A 17,331-nucleotide genomic window follows, 5' to 3' on the forward strand; every position below is an offset into this window, starting at 1 on the left:
TGGAAATTTAAACCTATGAAAAGATCCCAAATTATTTTCGTGCTGGCAGGATTGCTACTTACTTATCTGCTTTACAGATTGCCCATGGTAGTCGTAGACAATGAGGAACAGCCCCTTGCTGAAGGCGGAAGTGGTTTGGGATCTGATTTTAGCACCGAAGAAGATTCACACAACAGTTCCCTGGAAGCGCGTGACCTGGAGGTCATCGAAAATCTCATGGCAGAAATGGATGGTGAACCTGATGACGAAAATTTTGTTATATTTGCAGATTCCATCGCTAAAGTTTATGAAAACGGTGGTAAAATTGATAGTGCCGCCTACTACTATAGCTTAATTGCTGAAAAGGCTCCAAATATAGAAAACTGGGAAAAAGCCGGAAATACTTATTACGAAGCTTTTGGCTTTTCCATGGATGATAACAAAACCAGAAGGTTGGCGGATAAAGCCAGGCAATACCTGGGAAAAGTTCTGGAAGACCAGCCTGAAAGGCTTGACCTGAAAACTAAAATTGCCATGACCTACGTGTCTACTTCGAATCCCATGCAGGGGATAACCATGCTCAGGGAAATACTTGAAGAAGACCCGGATAATGAAGAAGCGCTGTTTAACATGGGAATCCTTTCCATGCAAAGTGGGCAGTACAAAAGGGCTGTGGAACGTTTTGATCAATTGGTCGCCAGTCACCCTGACAACATTCAGGGTCAATTTTATTTGGGAGTGAGTTTGTTTGAGTCCAACCAAAAAAAGAGGGCCCGGGAACAACTGCAGTCCTTAAAGGAAAAAACGGATGATCCGCAGATCCTTTCTGGAATAGAAAATTATTTAGATAGATTATAGTTAAAATATTGTTAAACTTTAAACCATAAAATTATGCCTTGCGGTAAAAAAAGGAAGAGACATAAGATTGCTACGCACAAGCGTAAGAAAAGATTGAGAAAAAACAGACACAAGAAGAAGTAATGTTACTTCTTTGAATCATTTAACACGTTCTTTTATTTTATATAACAGAGACACAATTTGAGTTCAGAATTATTAATTGATTCCTCTCAAAATGGTAGTCGCATTGCCTTGTTGAAAAACAAAAGCTTGATTGAGCTTCACGTAGAAGAAGAAGACAACAAGTTTAAGGTTGGAGATATTTATCTTGGCACAGTAAAAAAAATCGTCAATGGCTTAAATGCCGCATTTATAGACGTTGGTTTTGAAAAAGACGCTTTTTTACACTATCAAGATCTTGGCCCCCGGGTAAACAGCCTAAACAAGCTGGTAAAACTAATCCGGAATAAAAACCGAAAGGAATTAAACCTGAAAGGTTTTGAAAATGAACCTGAAATAGACAAGCTGGGTAAGATCTCCCAGGTATTGTCTAAAAACAATCAGGTCCTGGTTCAGGTGGTCAAAGAACCGATTTCAACCAAAGGCCCGCGATTATCCTGTGAGCTCTCCCTTGCTGGTCGATACCTGGTTTTGGTTCCTTTTTCTGACACAGTCAACGTATCCAAAAAAATACGAAGTGCTGAGGAAAGAAGGAGATTAGCCAGGCTTATCACATCCATCAAACCCGTAAATTTCGGGGTTATCATCCGAACAGTGGCAGAAGGACAATCTGTCACAGAACTGGATAAAGACCTCAGAAACCTCCTGGAGGCCTGGGAAGAAGGAATGAGTAAGCTTCAAAAAGCCAAGGTAAAAGACAAAATCATCGGAGAAATGAGTCTGGCCTCTTCCATCATAAGAGACCTGCTCAACGAATCTTTCGACGCAATCACAGTAGAAGACGAAGTAATCTACGATCAGATGCGATCTTATATAAGATCCATTGCTCCAGAAAAAGAAAAAATTGTTAAGCTTTTCAACGGAAAAGCAAAGCTCTTTGAAAGTTTTGGTATTGAAAAACAGATCAAAAGCCTGTTTGGATCTGCAGTCAGTCTGCCTCAGGGCGGTTACCTCATTATTGAGCATACCGAAGCCCTACATGTGGTGGACGTAAATAGTGGCAACAAGTCCAACCAGGAAAGTGATCAGGAGAATACAGGCCTGAAAACAAATTTAGTGGCTGTAAAAGAAATTGCAAGACAATTGAGGCTTCGCGATATGGGGGGCATCATCGTTATCGATTTTATCGACATGAAAAAAGCCGAAAATAAACGGGCGATTTTCGAAGCGATGAAGGAAGCCATGCGAGATGATCGCTCCAAAAATACGGTGCTTCCGCTTACCAAATTCGGATTGATGCAAATCACCCGACAGCGAGTCAGACCCGAAATGAACATCGTTACCAAAGAGACCTGCCCCTCCTGTAATGGAACCGGAAAAATTCAGGCTTCCATTTTGGTGGCTGACAAATTGGAAAAAGATTTAGAACATCTTGCAACACACCAAAACGAATCAAAGATTAAAATAGCCTTGCATCCCTATTTGTATGCCTACTTTACGCATGGCATCATTTCTAAAAGGGTACATTGGTTTTTTAAATATTACAAATGGATCAGTCTGATAAAAGATTCTTCACTACCGGTGACGGAGTACAAATTCCTGGATAATTCAGGAGAACCTATAGAAGTAATTGTTAAAAGCGAGTCTGAATAAGACCCGCTTTTTTTATTTTAAAACTATAAAACCGCTGCTTTTGGATTGGGACCGTACTGGTTATCCGGTTTGCTGTCTTCGACCATAAATACGATAAGCACAATCAATCCCAGCACCGGTATAAGCCCTATCAGGATCCATAATCCTGATCTTCCTGTATCATGAAGCCTCCGTACCGCCGCTGCGATCCCGGGAACAAATACTGCCAGATTGTAGATCATACTGAGGAAGTTGCTGTCCACAAAAGTGCCTACAATACCTAAACCTATACTAATCAAAAGATTGAACAATACGAAGTACCAATATTCACGTCTTCTGGCCCGACCATTGAATTGGGCATATTTATTTTTTAAAACATCCAGGTAATAATCAAAGGGTTGTGGTTGGGGATTCATGGTTACTGGTTTTAAATTTTGAAAATGGAAAAAATTAAACTAAACCTTTCCATAATAATTTCCAAATTCAAACCCTTAAAGTTTGCCAAAAGTCATTATTTGCTCCGGTTCATTCTCGTAATCTGATATATTCCTTTTAATGTAAGCTGCATGTCCACCAGGTCAAAGGCACCTTCCAGGTGCTGCATTACCGCAGACAAGCCTCCGGTAGCAATGACTTTAAAATTCATTTGAGTTTCTGCGGTGATGGATGACAGCATTCCTTTAACCAATCCCGTGTATCCATAGAATATCCCGGCCTGAATAGCGTGAACAGTATCCTTTCCCAATACTGATTCCGGCATTTCCAGGCTAACTTTTGGGAGCCTGGCCGTACCGGTAAACAAAGCATTGACAGCTTTCCTGAGACCCGGCACAATATTAATTCCAATAACCTGGCCCCTATCATCTACAATACTAAAAGTGAGGGCTGTACCAAAATCTACAATGATACAGGCTTGTCCAAAGATGTCGTAAGCGGCCGTAATATTGGCCATCAGGTCAGTCCCGATTTCTTCCGGATTAGCCGTACTGACCCGGAGCTTTCCGTAACTGCCTCCATCGAGGATATAAGGCTGCCGACCGAAGAAATTGCTGCAACAGCGCATTAAGACAGGCTTTAAATCGGGAACTACCGTACTCAAACCAATCTCCCTTATGCTTTCCGGATCCAGGCCCTTTTCCAGAAAAAAAACACCCAGGGATTTTTCCAATTGCAGGATGGATAGTTTTTTAGAAGTCTCTATTCGCAGCTCATGAAGCCAGGCATTGCTGCTTTCCTCATAGATACCAAAAACGATATTTGAATTTCCTGCGTCTACGGATAAAAACATGGTCTAAAAGCATTCGTTTTCGAATATAAAAAACTGATAAGCATTTCCCTTGCTGGAGGTAAACATTTATTTTTTTGAATGTCTTACCATATAACGGGTAAAGTGGTTCATTTTTATTAATTTCAAATCATGTACACTGTTAGAGAAGGAAAAAAAGAGGACCTGCCTGCGGTTTTTAACCTGATAAAAGAGCTGGCCCTGTATGAGAAAGCTCCGGAAGAAGTTACCAATACCGTTCAAATGATGGAAACTGATGGTTTTGGTCCTCATCCTGTTTTCGGATTTTTCGTAGTAGTAAGGGAGGAAGATCAATCCATCATCGGTACGGCTATTTTTTATTACCGGTACAGTACCTGGAAAGGGAAAAGGCTTTACCTGGAAGATTATATCATCACTGAGAAGGAAAGGGGAAAAGGAGCGGGCAAACTGCTTTTTGAAAAGGTTTTGGCCAAATCCCTGGAAGAAAATTGTACGGGTATGATGTGGCAGGTTTTGGATTGGAATGAACCGGCCATTAAGTTTTACGAAAAATATGGGGCCAGCTTTGAAGAAGAATGGCTCAATTGTCACCTTCAGGCAGATGAAATCGCCTCCCTCATCCAATCCTGAAAAGGTATTTGGAAAAGTTAAAACCCAAGGAGCTTAATTCTTGTTGTATAGGTATGAAAGGTTTCAGATTCACCAAATTCGTTCCTCAAAAAGATCCGGATAAAAATTCCTTCGAACAGCTGTTGGATATATTTCTCCAGCTGATCACCATGACAGGGGGAGATGTAGCAGAGGCCCTCAGCTGGCTTACCAATCTGGATAAGCGCTATAACATGACCAAACCCGGTTACGGCATTGGTGATTTTATTGAAGATTTGAAAAGTAAGGGCTATCTGGATGAAAAACAGGGCAAGGGCGAACTAAAAATAACTGGAAAATCTGAACAGACGATCCGGAAAAGTGCCCTGGAAGAAATTTTTGGAAAGTTAAAAAAGGGAAAAGGGGGGCAGCACAAAACCACCCATACGGGGCCCGGGGAGGAAAGGGGTTCCGACCGCAGGCCTTTTCAGTTCGGTGATAACCTGGATCAAATTGCCCTGACAGAGTCCTTGCGAAATGCCCAAGCCAATCATGGTTTTTCAGGAGACTATCTCTTGACAGAAGAGGATCTGGAAGTAGTGGAGAGCGAAATGCGTACCCAGACATCTACGGTATTGATGATAGACATTTCCCACTCCATGATCCTCTATGGCGAAGACCGGATTACTCCCGCCAAAAAAGTAGCCATGGCTTTGGCAGAATTGATCAAAACGCGTTATCCCAAAGACACGCTGGATATCATTGTGTTTGGAAATGATGCCTGGCAAATTGAAATAAAAGACTTACCCTACCTCCAAGTAGGCCCTTATCATACCAATACAGTGGCCGGTTTGGAATTGGCCATGGACCTGTTAAGGAGAAGAAAAAATCCCAATAAGCAGATTTTTATGATCACGGATGGAAAACCCACCTGTCTGAAGGTGGGCATCAAATATTATAAAAATAGCTTTGGAATAGATAGTAAAATCCTCAAAGAAACCCTGAAGCTGGCTGCCCAATGTAGAAAATTGAAAATTCCTGTTACCACTTTTATGATTGCTTCAGACCCTTATCTCAAAGAATTTGTTAAGGAATTTACTACTGTCAATAATGGAAATGCCTATTACAGTAACCTTAAAGGCCTGGGTCATTTGATTTTCGAAGATTACAGGAGAAACCGAACCAAACGTTTTTAAAGCATGGAATACACAAAAATGACCAACAAAGAAATACTGAAAATAAAAACTTTAGGACAGCTGAAGGCCGCTGGCTATTCCTGGAAAACCATCAAAGAAGAACTCAGAAGTAACCTGATTAAAAAAATAAAAAACAAAGAAAACGTTTTTGAGGGCATTTGGGGATATGAGGATACGGTAATCCCTGACATAGAACGGGCCATTTTGTCCAGACATAACATCAATCTGCTCGGTCTGAGAGGACAGGCCAAAACCAGGATTGCCAGAATGATGACCCTGCTCCTGGATGATTATGTCCCCGTAGTAAAAGGTGCGGAACTGAATGATGATCCGCTAATGCCCATCTCCACTTTTGCCAGACAGTTGATTGCGGAAAAAGGAGACGATACACCCATTACCTGGTGGGCTAAAGAAGACCGGTACACTGAAAAACTGGCCACCCCGGATGTTTCCGTAGCCGATTTAATCGGAGATGTGGACCCCATCAAAGCAGCCACGATGAAACTTTCCTACAATGACGAAAGGGTCATCCATTTTGGTTTGGTTCCCCGGTCCCACCGCTCAATATTCGTGATCAATGAGCTGCCCGATTTGCAGGCCAGGATTCAGGTAGCTTTATTCAATATCCTTCAGGAAGGGGATATTCAGATCCGGGGATTCAAACTCAGGTTGCCGCTGGACATCCAATTTGTTTTTACAGCTAATCCGGAAGACTATACCAACCGCGGAAGCATTGTCACACCACTTAAGGACAGGATAGAAAGCCAAATCATCACCCACTATCCGAAAAGTATTGAGGTGGGCAGGAAAATTACTGAACAAGAAGCCAGACTGAAGGGCAGGCCTTTGGAAAAAATCCATGTTCCTGAACTCATGAAGGACCTGATCGAGCAGATTGCGGTAGAAGCCCGGGAAAGTGAATATGTAGACGAAAAAAGTGGCGTATCTGCCAGGCTAACCATATCGGCCTATGAAAACCTGATTTCTGCAGCTGAAAGAAGGCTTTACCTCAATGGTGAAAACAACACCATGGTCAGGATTGTGGACCTTATAGGGGTAATCCCGGCCATTACCGGTAAGGTGGAGCTGGTGTATGAAGGGGAACAGGAAGGCGCCGGATTGGTGGCCTACAACCTGATCGGAAAAGCCATAAGAAATCTATTTGTACAATATTTCCCATCCCCCGAACAAAAGAAAAAAGATAAGGAGAAAGAAGGCAACCCCTATGTTTTGCCGTTGTCCTGGTTTGGCGAAGGCAACACCCTGGATATTTTGGCTTCCCACAGCGACAAAGCCTATAAAAAAGCCCTTCATGATGTCCCCGGATTGGAAAAGATAACCACTCAATTTGTGGAAATGCTGCCAGAAAAAGAAAAAGAATTCTACATGGAATTTGCCTTGCATGGCCTGGCAGAATACAGTCAATTAAGTAAAAAGTTGCTGGACACAGGAATGCAGTTTAAGGATCTTTTCAGCAGCATGTTCGATCTCGGCTCACCAGGGCTAGATGAAGATGAGGAGGAAGATTTCAATTGATGACAACGCACCATTTACCAAAAAAAGGGAAGCCCATGTTTGGCTTCCCTTTTTCCATTATTCATCAATAATACCTTCCAATCATGGGATGATCAACGATGGTTTTTTTAAGGGCCAGGGGACTGATGGTTCCCGGAACCTTATAATGCACCTTTCCACCCGGTTCTATCAATAAGGTCAGTGGAAGACTACCATCCCAATCATTTTGGACCACATCAATGACAGCATACTTGTCATCTGTATCGACCAGGTAATTGGTGGTAGCTGAATATTTTTTCTCAAGAAACTTTAACGCCTTATCGGCGGATTCCGGATTGTCCAGGCTTACCGATACAAATTCAAAATCCCTGTCTCCATACATTCGTTGGATTTCAATAAACTCAGGGTATTCGACTATACAAGGACCACACCAGGTAGCCCAAAAATTTACCAAACGCAATTGCTCAGTGTCATTCTGCAACAATTTCTCCAAATCTTCCAGGTTGATTTTATTCAGTTCTACGGGCTTTTTCTTCCAATCTTCATTGACTTTAAGGGTATATTCATTTTTCCATGCCCATTTGATAGAGCAACCAAAGGCCGGGGTAGTGGCTTTGTCTTCCGCCAGGGCTTCTCCTTTCAAAGTTTGTTCAATGGCATATCTGGCATCTTCTGCCTGTCCCGTTCCGGGTTTTTCGGAGGCATCTATTCTGCCCTGATAGGTCAATTTTCGGTTTTTATCAAAAACAAAAATATGTGGTGTCGCCGTAGGGCCATAGGCTGTTGAAAAATGATGCTCATCCCCATCATAGAGGTACGGGAAATCATAATCCATTTCCTTTGCTCTGACTTTCATGCTTTCAAAATCATCGTTCAGGTCGGTATAACCAAGCTCTTCAGGAAGTACCGCAATGGGTGAATTGGGAGAGATGGCAATGAACTGCACGCCCTGATCGCTGTAAGTGCTTACCAACTCGTTAAACCTCTCTTCATAGGCCTGAGCAGTGGGGCAGTGGTTGCAGGTGAAATTTATTACCAATATCTCCTTGTCATCATAGTCGGACAATTCGTGGTACTTACCATCCACTCCCGGCAATCTAAAATCAGGAGCCTCCTCCCCAATAGCCAGTGTAGTCACCGGCTTCTCTTCCACTACCTTTGGATTTGGAGTGAAAAAAGAAGCCTCAGTGGTAGCAGCTGCTTCATTTTCCTCTGATGATGTATTTTTCTCAGCCCCACAGGCAAAGCACATGGAAACCATAAAGGCGCAGGTGAAATATTGCGTCAATTGTGTCAGGGATTTGAAATAGGTCATTTCGGCATAGGTTTAAATTAAAATCCATTTTGAACGGAATTAAATTTAATCAATAAAAACATCAAAATAAAACCGGTAGTGTTTTAACGCTGAGCCACGATCCATGGAAATTTTGTTCCAGCCCATAATTTCACGCATGCCTGATGGCCTATAACAAAGTTACTTTCAGGAAAAAGCACTAATAAGCTTCTTCAGCTTTAAAGGACCTGATGGTAAAAAATACACTGCTTCCAATGATGAAATGTCGGGTTGGGCTGGCCCTCACATAAATACACCTACCAGCCTCGTCACTCAACTTTACCATTTGGTGATCGCCGAAATAGGCGCAATGGAGTACTATTCCAATCAATGCCTGCTTCAAGCTTTTTTTAAACTTTATTTCCTCAGGGCGAAAAAGTATCCTTACTTTATTCTGAAACCCCCTGGATCTTTCGTCTGCGATAAAACCAAAAGGGGTATAGAAACCATCTTCAGTAGCAGTGGCCAAAATTTGATTTCTTCGTCCAAAAAAGTTGGCTACATAGGAATTTGCAGGGGACTCGTATAAATTTCTGGGCGTATCCAATTGCTGCAGGTGACCTTTATGAAGAATGGCTACCCGATCCGCTGTAGACAAAGCATCTCTGGTATCGTGGGTAACAAAAATGGCAGTTATTCCCGTTCGTTTAATGATTTGTCTCATTTCCTCCCTGACCTGATCCTTCAGCATGGCATCCAGGTTGCTAAACGGCTCGTCCAAAAGCAATATAGTCGGGTTTGGTGCCAGGGCTCTGGCCAGTGCTACCCGCTGTTGCTGACCACCAGAAAGCTGATGCGGGTACTTGGCGAAGTTTTCTGAAAGGCCTACCAGGTGCAGGGTTTCCCGGGCCAACTTATCTGCATCATTTTTGGGATCTCTGATGCCAAATGTTACGTTTTCGAGGATATTCAAGTGGGGAAAAAGGGCATAATCCTGAAAAACCATACCCACCTTCCTTTCATTTGCCGGAACAGATCGGCTATTTTTCACCAATATTTTATCGGATAAAATAATGCTTCCACTATCCGGATGCTCCAGCCCGGAAATCAACCTGAGTAGGGTGGTTTTACCTGATCCACTTGCCCCCACCAGTGCCAGGATCTCCCCCTGCTTTACCTGGAAGGAAATATTTTTTACCGCATAATCTTCAGTTGTAGAATATTGTTTATCTATGCCTTGCAGCCTGAGTATACTCATTCAAAAATTTCTGGTTTTGTCTAAATGTTCACTTTGCGAATCATCCTGTTGAGGAATATGATGGGCAATATTCCAGTAAGGATAATGATCAGAGCGGAATTGGCCGATTCTGCTATCATTTCATTGGTGGCCATATCAAAAGCTTTGGTCGCCAGGGTATGATAGTTAAACGGTCTCAGAATCAAAGTTAACGGTAATTCTTTTAAAACGTCTACAAAAACAAGCAAGATGGCACTAAAAAAACTTGCCTTGACTAAAGGCAGTTCGATCTTCCAAAGTGTTTTCCAGGAATTTTGGCCCAGGAGCCGGCTGGCCTCATTGACCTGAATACCTGTTTTCTGAAACCCGGCATCAAGTGGATGGTAGCCTACCGCCATAAACCGAACCATGTAGGCAAACAACAGTACGGAAACGGTTCCCAAAACAATCATCTGCCCATTATTTGAAAACAAATATTCCCTCAACCAGTGATCCAAACCTATTACAGGGATCATGATTCCTATTGCTATAACCGCCCCTGGAATCGCATATCCCAGGGTAGCTATTTTGGTTAAATTCTTCAGCCAATGGTAGGGACTAAGCCGCAAACTGTACAATAAAACCACGGAGATGACAGCCACCACTAAACCAGATCCCGCTGCCAGGCCAAAACTTCTCAGGATCAGGTAAAAAAAGTCCGCATTCATTGCCCTTTCGTAGGTTAACCAAACCCAATGCAGGATTTGCAAAAAGGGAATAAAAAAACTGATCATAAAAACAAGGGAGCAGGCTGTTGCCAGCATGACTCTTTTTCTCCTTGAAAGCCTCACCCTTACCAGAGGTTTGCTCATAAAATGAATGGGTGCAAAACGCTTTTTCCCCCGCTGCAATACTTCTAATGATAAAATGGCAAATACCAACAGCATGAGTATAGCCGCCAAATAAATGGCAGTGGTAACATCTCCCATTGAAAACCAGGAGCGAAAGATTCCGGTAGTAAAAGTGCCTACACCGAAATACTTTACAGTACCATAATCGTTCAATACTTCCATGGAAGCCAGGGCAATGCCTCCCACAATGGCCGGGCGTGCCATGGGTAAAGCTACCTTAAAAAAAGTGTACCAATCATTCCTTCCCAACAATGCTGATGCCTCCTGAAACGTTCGGGATTGCTGTAAAAACGATGCCCTTGACAAAAGGAAAACATAAGGGAAAAGTGTGATGGAAAGAATAAAAACAGCACCTGGTAGGTTCATGATATCCACCAAACTTCCTACCACCTGAATATCCAGCTGGTTCCTTAAAAAAGCCTGCAAAGGACCAGCATAATCAAGTAGTCCCGTGTAAGTGTAAGCCATGATATACCCAGGAAACCCCAATGGCAAAATCAACAGCCATTCAAAATGGTTTCTCCAGGGAAACTCGTAGTTGGTAACGATCCAGGCCATTGAGACTCCCAGAAAAAAAGTAATGCCGGCTACTCCAATCAGTAAAACCAGGGTATTTTGAAGATAACCAGCCAGCAGGTTTTCTGTTAAATGCGTCCAGCTGCTTCCCGGAGAAGTAAAAAGTTTGAACAAAATGGTAAGTAAAGGGGTCGCAATCAATAACAGCACCAACAAAGTACCCGTCATCCAATTATTCCACCAATAAAACCTTCGCCTGGCTAATCTCACAAACTAAATCCTGCCTCCTACTGCAGTATCGATCAATTCCACCCTACTTTATCAAAAATCATCACTGCCTGGCTGTTGTTTTCACCCAGCTGGGAAAGATTTATTTCATCTGCCTTAAAATCTCCCCAGCTCTGAAGCAATTTGCTTGGAGCCACCTTTGGATTGACCGGATATTCATAATTTACATTCGCCAATACTTCCTGGGCCCTTTCTTCAGATAAAAATTCAATCAGTCTGATAGCATTTTCTTTATTGGGCGCATACCGGGTCACACCAGCACCGGATACATTAATATGGGTACCTCTGTCATTCTGGTTGGGGAAGAATATGCCTACCTGCCTGGCAGCCTTTACAGTTTCTTCGTTGGCATCATTCAACATGATGCCTATGTAATAGCTGTTCACTATCGCTACGTCACCCTCCCCGGAAGCCACAGCTTTCACCTGATCCCGGTCACTGCCTTTAGGATCTCTTGCCATATTGGCCAATAAGCCTGCTGCCCACTCCTCTGCCGCTTCGGCTCCATGTGCCACAATAAGGGAGGCAAGTAATGATTGATTGTAAATGTTTTCTGAAGACCGGGTCAGCACCCTTCCTTTCCATTGCTCCTCCGTAAGGCTTTCATAGCTGTCCAGCTCGTCAGAATTTACCCGCTCTTTGTGGTAAGCAAGAATTCTTGCCCTATAAGTCAATCCAAACCACATGCCTTCGGGGTTACGAAATTTAGACGGTATATTGGCATGCAGAACTTCCGAATCAACAGCTTGAAACAAATTTTTCTCCTTTGCCCGGTGAAGCCTGCCGGCATCCACTGTAATAAGCACATCCGCCGGAGATCCCTCCCCTTCCAATTCGAGTTTCTGAATAAGCTCATCCGCACTGGCGCTGACTACATTTACCTTGATTCCTGTTTCTTCAGTAAAGGCATCAAACAATTGCTGATCTGCATCATAGTGTCTGTGGGTGTAAACATTTACAGATTCACCTGAGTTTTCTCCGCAAGAGAGCATTCCCAGTAAACCGATTGAAGCAAATAATAAATTTTTGAATCTGTCCATATTAGAGCTGCATTTTGGGGCAAAATTAGGTATTATTTAAAACAAATCTAAATAAAAGGAAAAAGATTTTTATATTTACGCCACTAAATCAGAAGTAAGGTTTTATCAGTCCGGGCAAGGAAAATGACCATACAACAATTGGAATACATATTGGCGGTAGAAAAATTTCGCCATTTTGGCCAGGCAGCAGAGGCATGTTTTGTAACCCAGCCTACCCTCAGTGCCCAGGTCAGCAAATTGGAAAAAGAATTAGACATCATCATCTTCGACCGGTCGAAAATGCCTGTTATCCCAACAGAAATTGGGGAAATGATCATCGTACAAGCCAAAAAAGTAGTCTCTGAAAGTAAAGGGATATTCGAGCTGGTATACCAATTAAAGGGAGATGTTAGCGGTTTGATAAAAATGGGGGTGATTCCTACCCTGGCTCCTTACCTCTTGCCCTTATTTATCCAGAATTTCATTCAAAAATACCCCAAAGTGCAGCTACAAGTTCAGGAAATGGTGACTGAAGATGTCCTGAAAAAGCTTAAAAACGACGAGTTGGATATTGGCCTGGTAGTCACTCCCTTGCAAGAGCCTGGAATTCTGGAGAAACCCATATTTTATGAAAAATTTTTTGCCTACCTGTCAAAAAATCACCCCTTGCTGAAGCAGTCCGAGGTATCTGTGGCAAATATAATGGCCGAGGATTTATGGGTTCTGCAGCAGGGACATTGTTTCCGGGACCAGGTACTCAACCTCTGCGATCAAAACAAATTCAAGCGGATGAATTTCCACTATGAAAGTGGGTCCCTTGAAGGTCTGAAAAACATGGTCAATCGGTATAAAGGCATTACCCTCCTACCAGAACTGGCCACGGAGGGGTTAAGCGAAGAAGAATTCAGCCGTTTGAGGCCCTTTAAAGGCGATGCCCCCATCAGAGAAGTCAGCCTAATCCTGACCCGAAGTTTTTTAAAGCAGAAATTGGTAAATCTGCTCTTTGAGGAAATCCAGTATGTAATACCCAAACACATGCTCACCAATAAGAATGGTAAACTTGTTAATTTTAAATTATAAGGAGAAATCCTTCAAAAAGTTTTAATTTCGGTCTTTAAATCAAGCAAATTGAAGGCATGTCATTAAAACAATATATCGCATCAAATTCAGAAAGATTTCTGGAAGAATTGGTGGATTTGTTAAAAATCCCCTCGGTCAGTGCAGACCCCGCCTATAAAAGTGAAGTATTCAAGGCAGCAGATTTTGTAAAAAATAGCCTGGAAGCTGCGGGGGTTGACCAGGCAGAAATATGCCCTACTGCAGGTTATCCCATCGTTTACGGCGAAAAAATCATAGATCCTGATGCCCCTACGGTACTGGTATACGGCCATTATGATGTGCAGCCCGCCGATCCCCTGGAATTGTGGGATTCTCCCCCCTTCGAGCCTGTAATCAAAAAAACCAGCCTTCATCCCAATGGGGCTATTTTTGCAAGAGGATCAGCCGATGACAAAGGTCAGTTTTTTATGCATGTGAAGGCCTTTGAAGCCATGCTTGCCAGTGGGGAACTCTCCTGCAATGTAAAATTCATGATTGAAGGAGAAGAAGAGGTAGGATCTGAAAACCTGGATATCTACGTTCAGGCCAACAGGAAAAAACTTGAAGCCGATGTTGTCCTGATATCTGATACTTCCATGATCTCCCTGGAACATCCCTCCGTAACCGTAGGCTTAAGAGGACTGGCCTACATGCAGGTGGAAGTTACCGGGCCCGACAAGGACCTGCATAGCGGCACCTTCGGCGGAGCTGTGGCCAATCCCATCAACGTGCTGTGTAAGATGATCGCCTCCCTGCACGATGAAAACAACCACATCACCATTCCCGGCTTTTATGATCAGGTGCAGGAGTATGGGAAAGAATACCGGGATCAATTGAATAAAGCCCCTTTTGATGAAGGTGAATTCAAAAAGAAGCTGGATATCAAAGAAACTTATGGGGAAAAAGGATACACCACCATTGAGCGGGTAGGCATTCGACCCACCCTGGATGTCAACGGCATATGGGGAGGGTATATCGGAGAAGGGGCCAAGACGGTGCTTCCCTCCAAAGCCTCTGCTAAGATTTCCATGCGACTGGTGCCTGATCAGGAGCACAAAAGCATTGCCCGGCTTTTTGAAAATCATTTTAAAAGCATTGCCCCTCCGGCTGTAAAAGTAAAGGTCACACCCCATCACGGAGGACAGGCAGCGGTGGTTCCTACAGATTCTCCCGGTTACAGGGCTGCAGAGGCGGCTATTCAGGAGGCTTTTGGCAAAAAAGCCATTCCTACCAGGGAAGGGGGATCCATTCCCATCACGGCCTTGTTTCAAAAAGTGCTTGGCCTGGATCCGATTTTACTTGGCTTCGGTTTGGACACAGACGCCATTCATTCTCCCAATGAACATTACGGGCTTGATAATTATTTCAAGGGCATTGAAACCATAGCCTTATTCTTCAAACACTTTCACCTTCAGGGGAAGAAAAAGTAAGGTTTTGTGCTTAATGGGGGAAAGCCGGAACTTATCAGCAGGATTTTTAATTAGAAAATGGTACCGGTCCATTGAGGAATTAATATATCACCCATGCAATTGAAAAATATAGTCTTCTTATTCGCCTTCTTATTTTCCTATGGCCTGCAGGCTCAGGTCATCTCTCCACCAGATTGGGATATTTCGCTGGAAAACCCAAACCCAAAGGCAGGAGATGAGGTGAGCCTTATTTTTAAAGCAGATATCCCAATCAATTGGTACATCTATTCCAATGATTTTGATCCTGACCTTGGCCCTATCCTGACAGCAATCGATTGGGAAGACACCACCGGGATCAGCCCGCTTGGTAAGCTGCAGGCCATTGACCCAAAGGCAAAATATGATGAAACATGGGAAGGTGATATTACTTATTTCGAAAAAGAGGGCGAATTCCGGCAAACCTTACTGATTGAAGATGAGAACGCACTGATCCAGGGTACCCTGGAATACCAAATGTGTTCTGACATTACCAACCAGTGCATCAATTATCAGGAAGAATTCAGCATTGCGCTGGGCAATGCACAGGCCTCCGGGCCCGATTCAGATGAAGCGGATACCGGGGTTTCTAACAATCAATCAGATGTTGACAGTTCTTCCGCAACCATTTCTCTGGAGAGACCGGAGGAGTCTCTAATAGGCTTTCTGGTCATTGCCTTTTTGGCAGGGCTGGCTGCCTTGCTTACACCCTGTGTGTTTCCCATGATACCTATGACGGTAACTTTTTTTACCGGCAGGGCCAAATCCAAAGTTCAGGGATTTAGAAATGCCTTTATTTATGGTTTTTCCATCATTGCCATTTATACCATAGCAGGCACCATCGTAGCTGCGGTGCAGGGACCGGAATTTGCCAATTGGCTGTCCACCCACTGGGTCCCCAATGTTTTCTTTTTTGCTGTATTCATCTTCTTCGCCCTGGCTTTTCTTGGTCTTTTCGAAATCACTCTTCCTTCGGGATTTGTAAATAAAATGGATGCCAAAGCGGATAAAGGAGGCATGGTGGGAATTTTCTTTATGGCTTTTACGCTGGTGCTTGTATCCTTTTCCTGTACCGGACCGATTGTAGGATCCATACTGATCAGCTCTGCCGGAGGCGCCTTGCTAAAACCTATTTTGGGCATGTTTGCTTTTTCACTGGCTTTTGCCCTGCCATTTACCTTATTTGCTATTTTCCCGGAATGGTTAAACTCCCTGCCAAAATCAGGAGGCTGGCTCAATTCCGTCAAAGTAGTTTTAGGCTTTCTTGAACTTGCACTGGCATTTAAATTTCTGAGTATTGCCGATCAGGTGTATCATTGGGGCATGCTGGACAGGGAAATTTACCTGGCCATCTGGATCGTTATTTTTGCCCTCCTTGGCATTTACCTGCTCGGCAAATTGCGCCTTCCCCATGATAGTCCCATGGAGTATCTGGGCGTGCCTAGACTACTTCTGGCCATGGTTACTTTTGTGTTTGTGGTCTATATGATACCCGGTTTGTGGGGAGCCCCGCTAAAAGCGCTGAGCGGCTACCTGCCTCCCTTGTCCTCCCATGATTTCGACCTGGTGAAAATCAGCAGGGAAAATGCCTCCTCCCAGGACCAAGCCATGGACGAGGTGCCCAAATACGCCGATTTCCTTCATTTTCCTCATGGGATACAAGGTTATTTTGATTATGATCAAGCCCTTGCGGCCGCCAAAAGACAAGGCAAACCATTGTTTATTGATTTTACCGGACATGGTTGTGTAAACTGCAGGGAAATGGAAGCACGGGTCTGGTCCGACCCTAGGGTATTGAGAAGGCTCAAAGAGGATTTTGTGATGGTAGCCCTGTACATTGACGAACGCTTTACCTTACCCGAATCGGAATGGTACATTTCCACTTACGACAATAAAGAAAAAACTACGATCGGAAAGCAAAATGCCGATTTTCAGATAACCCGTTTCAACAACAATGCACAGCCCTATTATGTGATTCTGGACCATGATGAAGAATTGTTGGTAAGTCCGATTGCCTATGAGACGGATATTCAAAAATTTATCGATTTTCTGGATGCCGCTAAATCTGAATTTCCCAAAAGGCAATAGGAAATAAACGGTTTTTACCAAAATAATGGTTCTTGCTTTTTTGAACCATATAAGGCATAGAAGAACATATAAGGGTTTTAGATTTACCTGATGACATGTTTTTTAAATGGACCTTCTTCCTGATTTTGGTTACACTTGACCAAGAAAAAAAGAATCGTTTTGCTAATGCAAGCCCGCTTCAATGCCCTTATATTCCTTATATGGTTCCTATTTTTTTAAACCATATATGGATTATGGAATTTGTATTCTCTGAAACAAGCGAAATCAGGTTTAGAAAACCAGTTTAGCGGATCTTTACGCTGTCAGGCAAAAAAAAAAGGGTTTCTTATGAAACCGCTTTTTT

Annotated in this window: 14 protein-coding genes; 8 read left to right on the forward strand and 6 right to left on the reverse strand. The window is 43.2% G+C overall.

Annotation, left to right across the window (positions count from 1 at the left end; genetic code table 11):
• Positions 1-15 precede the first annotated feature (15 nt).
• Positions 16-837: a tetratricopeptide repeat protein gene (locus GL182_RS21910; RefSeq protein ID WP_163381942.1), complete on the forward strand. Its 822-nt coding sequence runs from the start codon at positions 16-18 to the stop codon at positions 835-837.
• Between the two features lie 180 nt (positions 838-1,017).
• Positions 1,018-2,589 carry a ribonuclease E/G gene (locus GL182_RS21915; protein ID WP_163381943.1) on the forward strand — a complete coding sequence of 524 codons (1,572 nt, stop codon included), beginning with the start codon at positions 1,018-1,020 and terminating at the stop codon, positions 2,587-2,589.
• 23 nt (positions 2,590-2,612) lie between these two features.
• Here the strand turns inward: GL182_RS21915 and GL182_RS21920 are convergent, their stop codons facing one another.
• On the reverse strand, positions 2,613-2,984 hold the full coding sequence (locus GL182_RS21920; protein WP_163381944.1) for a DUF805 domain-containing protein: 372 nt from the start codon (positions 2,982-2,984) through the stop codon (positions 2,613-2,615).
• Between the two features lie 95 nt (positions 2,985-3,079).
• Entirely contained in the window at positions 3,080-3,856 is a 777-nt protein-coding gene (locus GL182_RS21925; protein ID WP_163381945.1) for a type III pantothenate kinase, read from the reverse strand.
• Positions 3,857-3,985: 129 nt separating this feature from the next.
• Here GL182_RS21925 and GL182_RS21930 point away from each other — a divergent pair, with 129 nt between their 5' ends.
• From GL182_RS21930 to GL182_RS21940, 3 genes are read left to right on the forward strand one after another with little or no spacing between them, the layout of a single operon-like run.
• A complete protein-coding gene (locus GL182_RS21930; protein WP_163381946.1) occupies positions 3,986-4,465 on the forward strand; it encodes a GNAT family N-acetyltransferase in 480 nt (159 codons plus the stop codon).
• Positions 4,466-4,518: 53 nt separating this feature from the next.
• Positions 4,519-5,619: a vWA domain-containing protein gene (locus tag GL182_RS21935; protein ID WP_163381947.1), complete on the forward strand. Its 1,101-nt coding sequence runs from the start codon at positions 4,519-4,521 to the stop codon at positions 5,617-5,619.
• 3 nt (positions 5,620-5,622) lie between these two features.
• Positions 5,623-7,155: a magnesium chelatase gene (locus GL182_RS21940; RefSeq protein ID WP_163381948.1), complete on the forward strand. Its 1,533-nt coding sequence runs from the start codon at positions 5,623-5,625 to the stop codon at positions 7,153-7,155.
• Positions 7,156-7,219: 64 nt separating this feature from the next.
• Here GL182_RS21940 and GL182_RS21945 read toward each other — a convergent pair whose 3' ends face one another.
• The 4 genes from GL182_RS21945 to GL182_RS21960 all read right to left on the reverse strand — a co-directional run bounded on the left by GL182_RS21945 (position 7,220) and on the right by GL182_RS21960 (position 12,378).
• Positions 7,220-8,449: a redoxin domain-containing protein gene (locus GL182_RS21945; RefSeq protein WP_240469925.1), complete on the reverse strand. Its 1,230-nt coding sequence runs from the start codon at positions 8,447-8,449 to the stop codon at positions 7,220-7,222.
• A 178-nt stretch (positions 8,450-8,627) separates the two neighbouring features.
• Complete coding sequence (locus GL182_RS21950) at positions 8,628-9,665, reverse strand: ABC transporter ATP-binding protein (RefSeq protein ID WP_163381949.1); 1,038 nt, start codon at positions 9,663-9,665, stop codon at positions 8,628-8,630.
• A gap of 20 nt (positions 9,666-9,685) precedes the next feature.
• Positions 9,686-11,278 carry an ABC transporter permease gene (locus GL182_RS21955; RefSeq protein WP_240469926.1) on the reverse strand — a complete coding sequence of 531 codons (1,593 nt, stop codon included), beginning with the start codon at positions 11,276-11,278 and terminating at the stop codon, positions 9,686-9,688.
• Positions 11,279-11,352: 74 nt separating this feature from the next.
• The gene (locus GL182_RS21960) at positions 11,353-12,378 is read right to left on the reverse strand and encodes a Fe(3+) ABC transporter substrate-binding protein (RefSeq protein ID WP_163381951.1); all 1,026 of its coding nucleotides are present in this window, start codon (positions 12,376-12,378) and stop codon (positions 11,353-11,355) included.
• Between the two features lie 123 nt (positions 12,379-12,501).
• Between GL182_RS21960 and GL182_RS21965 the strand changes: the two genes are divergently transcribed.
• From GL182_RS21965 to GL182_RS21975, 3 genes are all read left to right on the forward strand, one after another.
• Positions 12,502-13,437 (forward strand): hydrogen peroxide-inducible genes activator, encoded by a 936-nt coding sequence (locus GL182_RS21965; protein ID WP_163381952.1) that lies wholly within the window; start codon positions 12,502-12,504, stop codon positions 13,435-13,437.
• A 56-nt stretch (positions 13,438-13,493) separates the two neighbouring features.
• Entirely contained in the window at positions 13,494-14,885 is a 1,392-nt protein-coding gene (locus GL182_RS21970) for a dipeptidase (protein ID WP_163381953.1), read from the forward strand.
• A gap of 93 nt (positions 14,886-14,978) precedes the next feature.
• The gene (locus GL182_RS21975; RefSeq protein WP_163381954.1) at positions 14,979-16,988 is read left to right on the forward strand and encodes a protein-disulfide reductase DsbD family protein; all 2,010 of its coding nucleotides are present in this window, start codon (positions 14,979-14,981) and stop codon (positions 16,986-16,988) included.
• Positions 16,989-17,331: the final 343 nt, after the last annotated feature.

It is taken from the genome of Cyclobacterium sp. SYSU L10401, from assembly GCF_010993705.1.
Taxonomy (GTDB): Bacteria; Bacteroidota; Bacteroidia; order Cytophagales; family Cyclobacteriaceae; genus Cyclobacterium.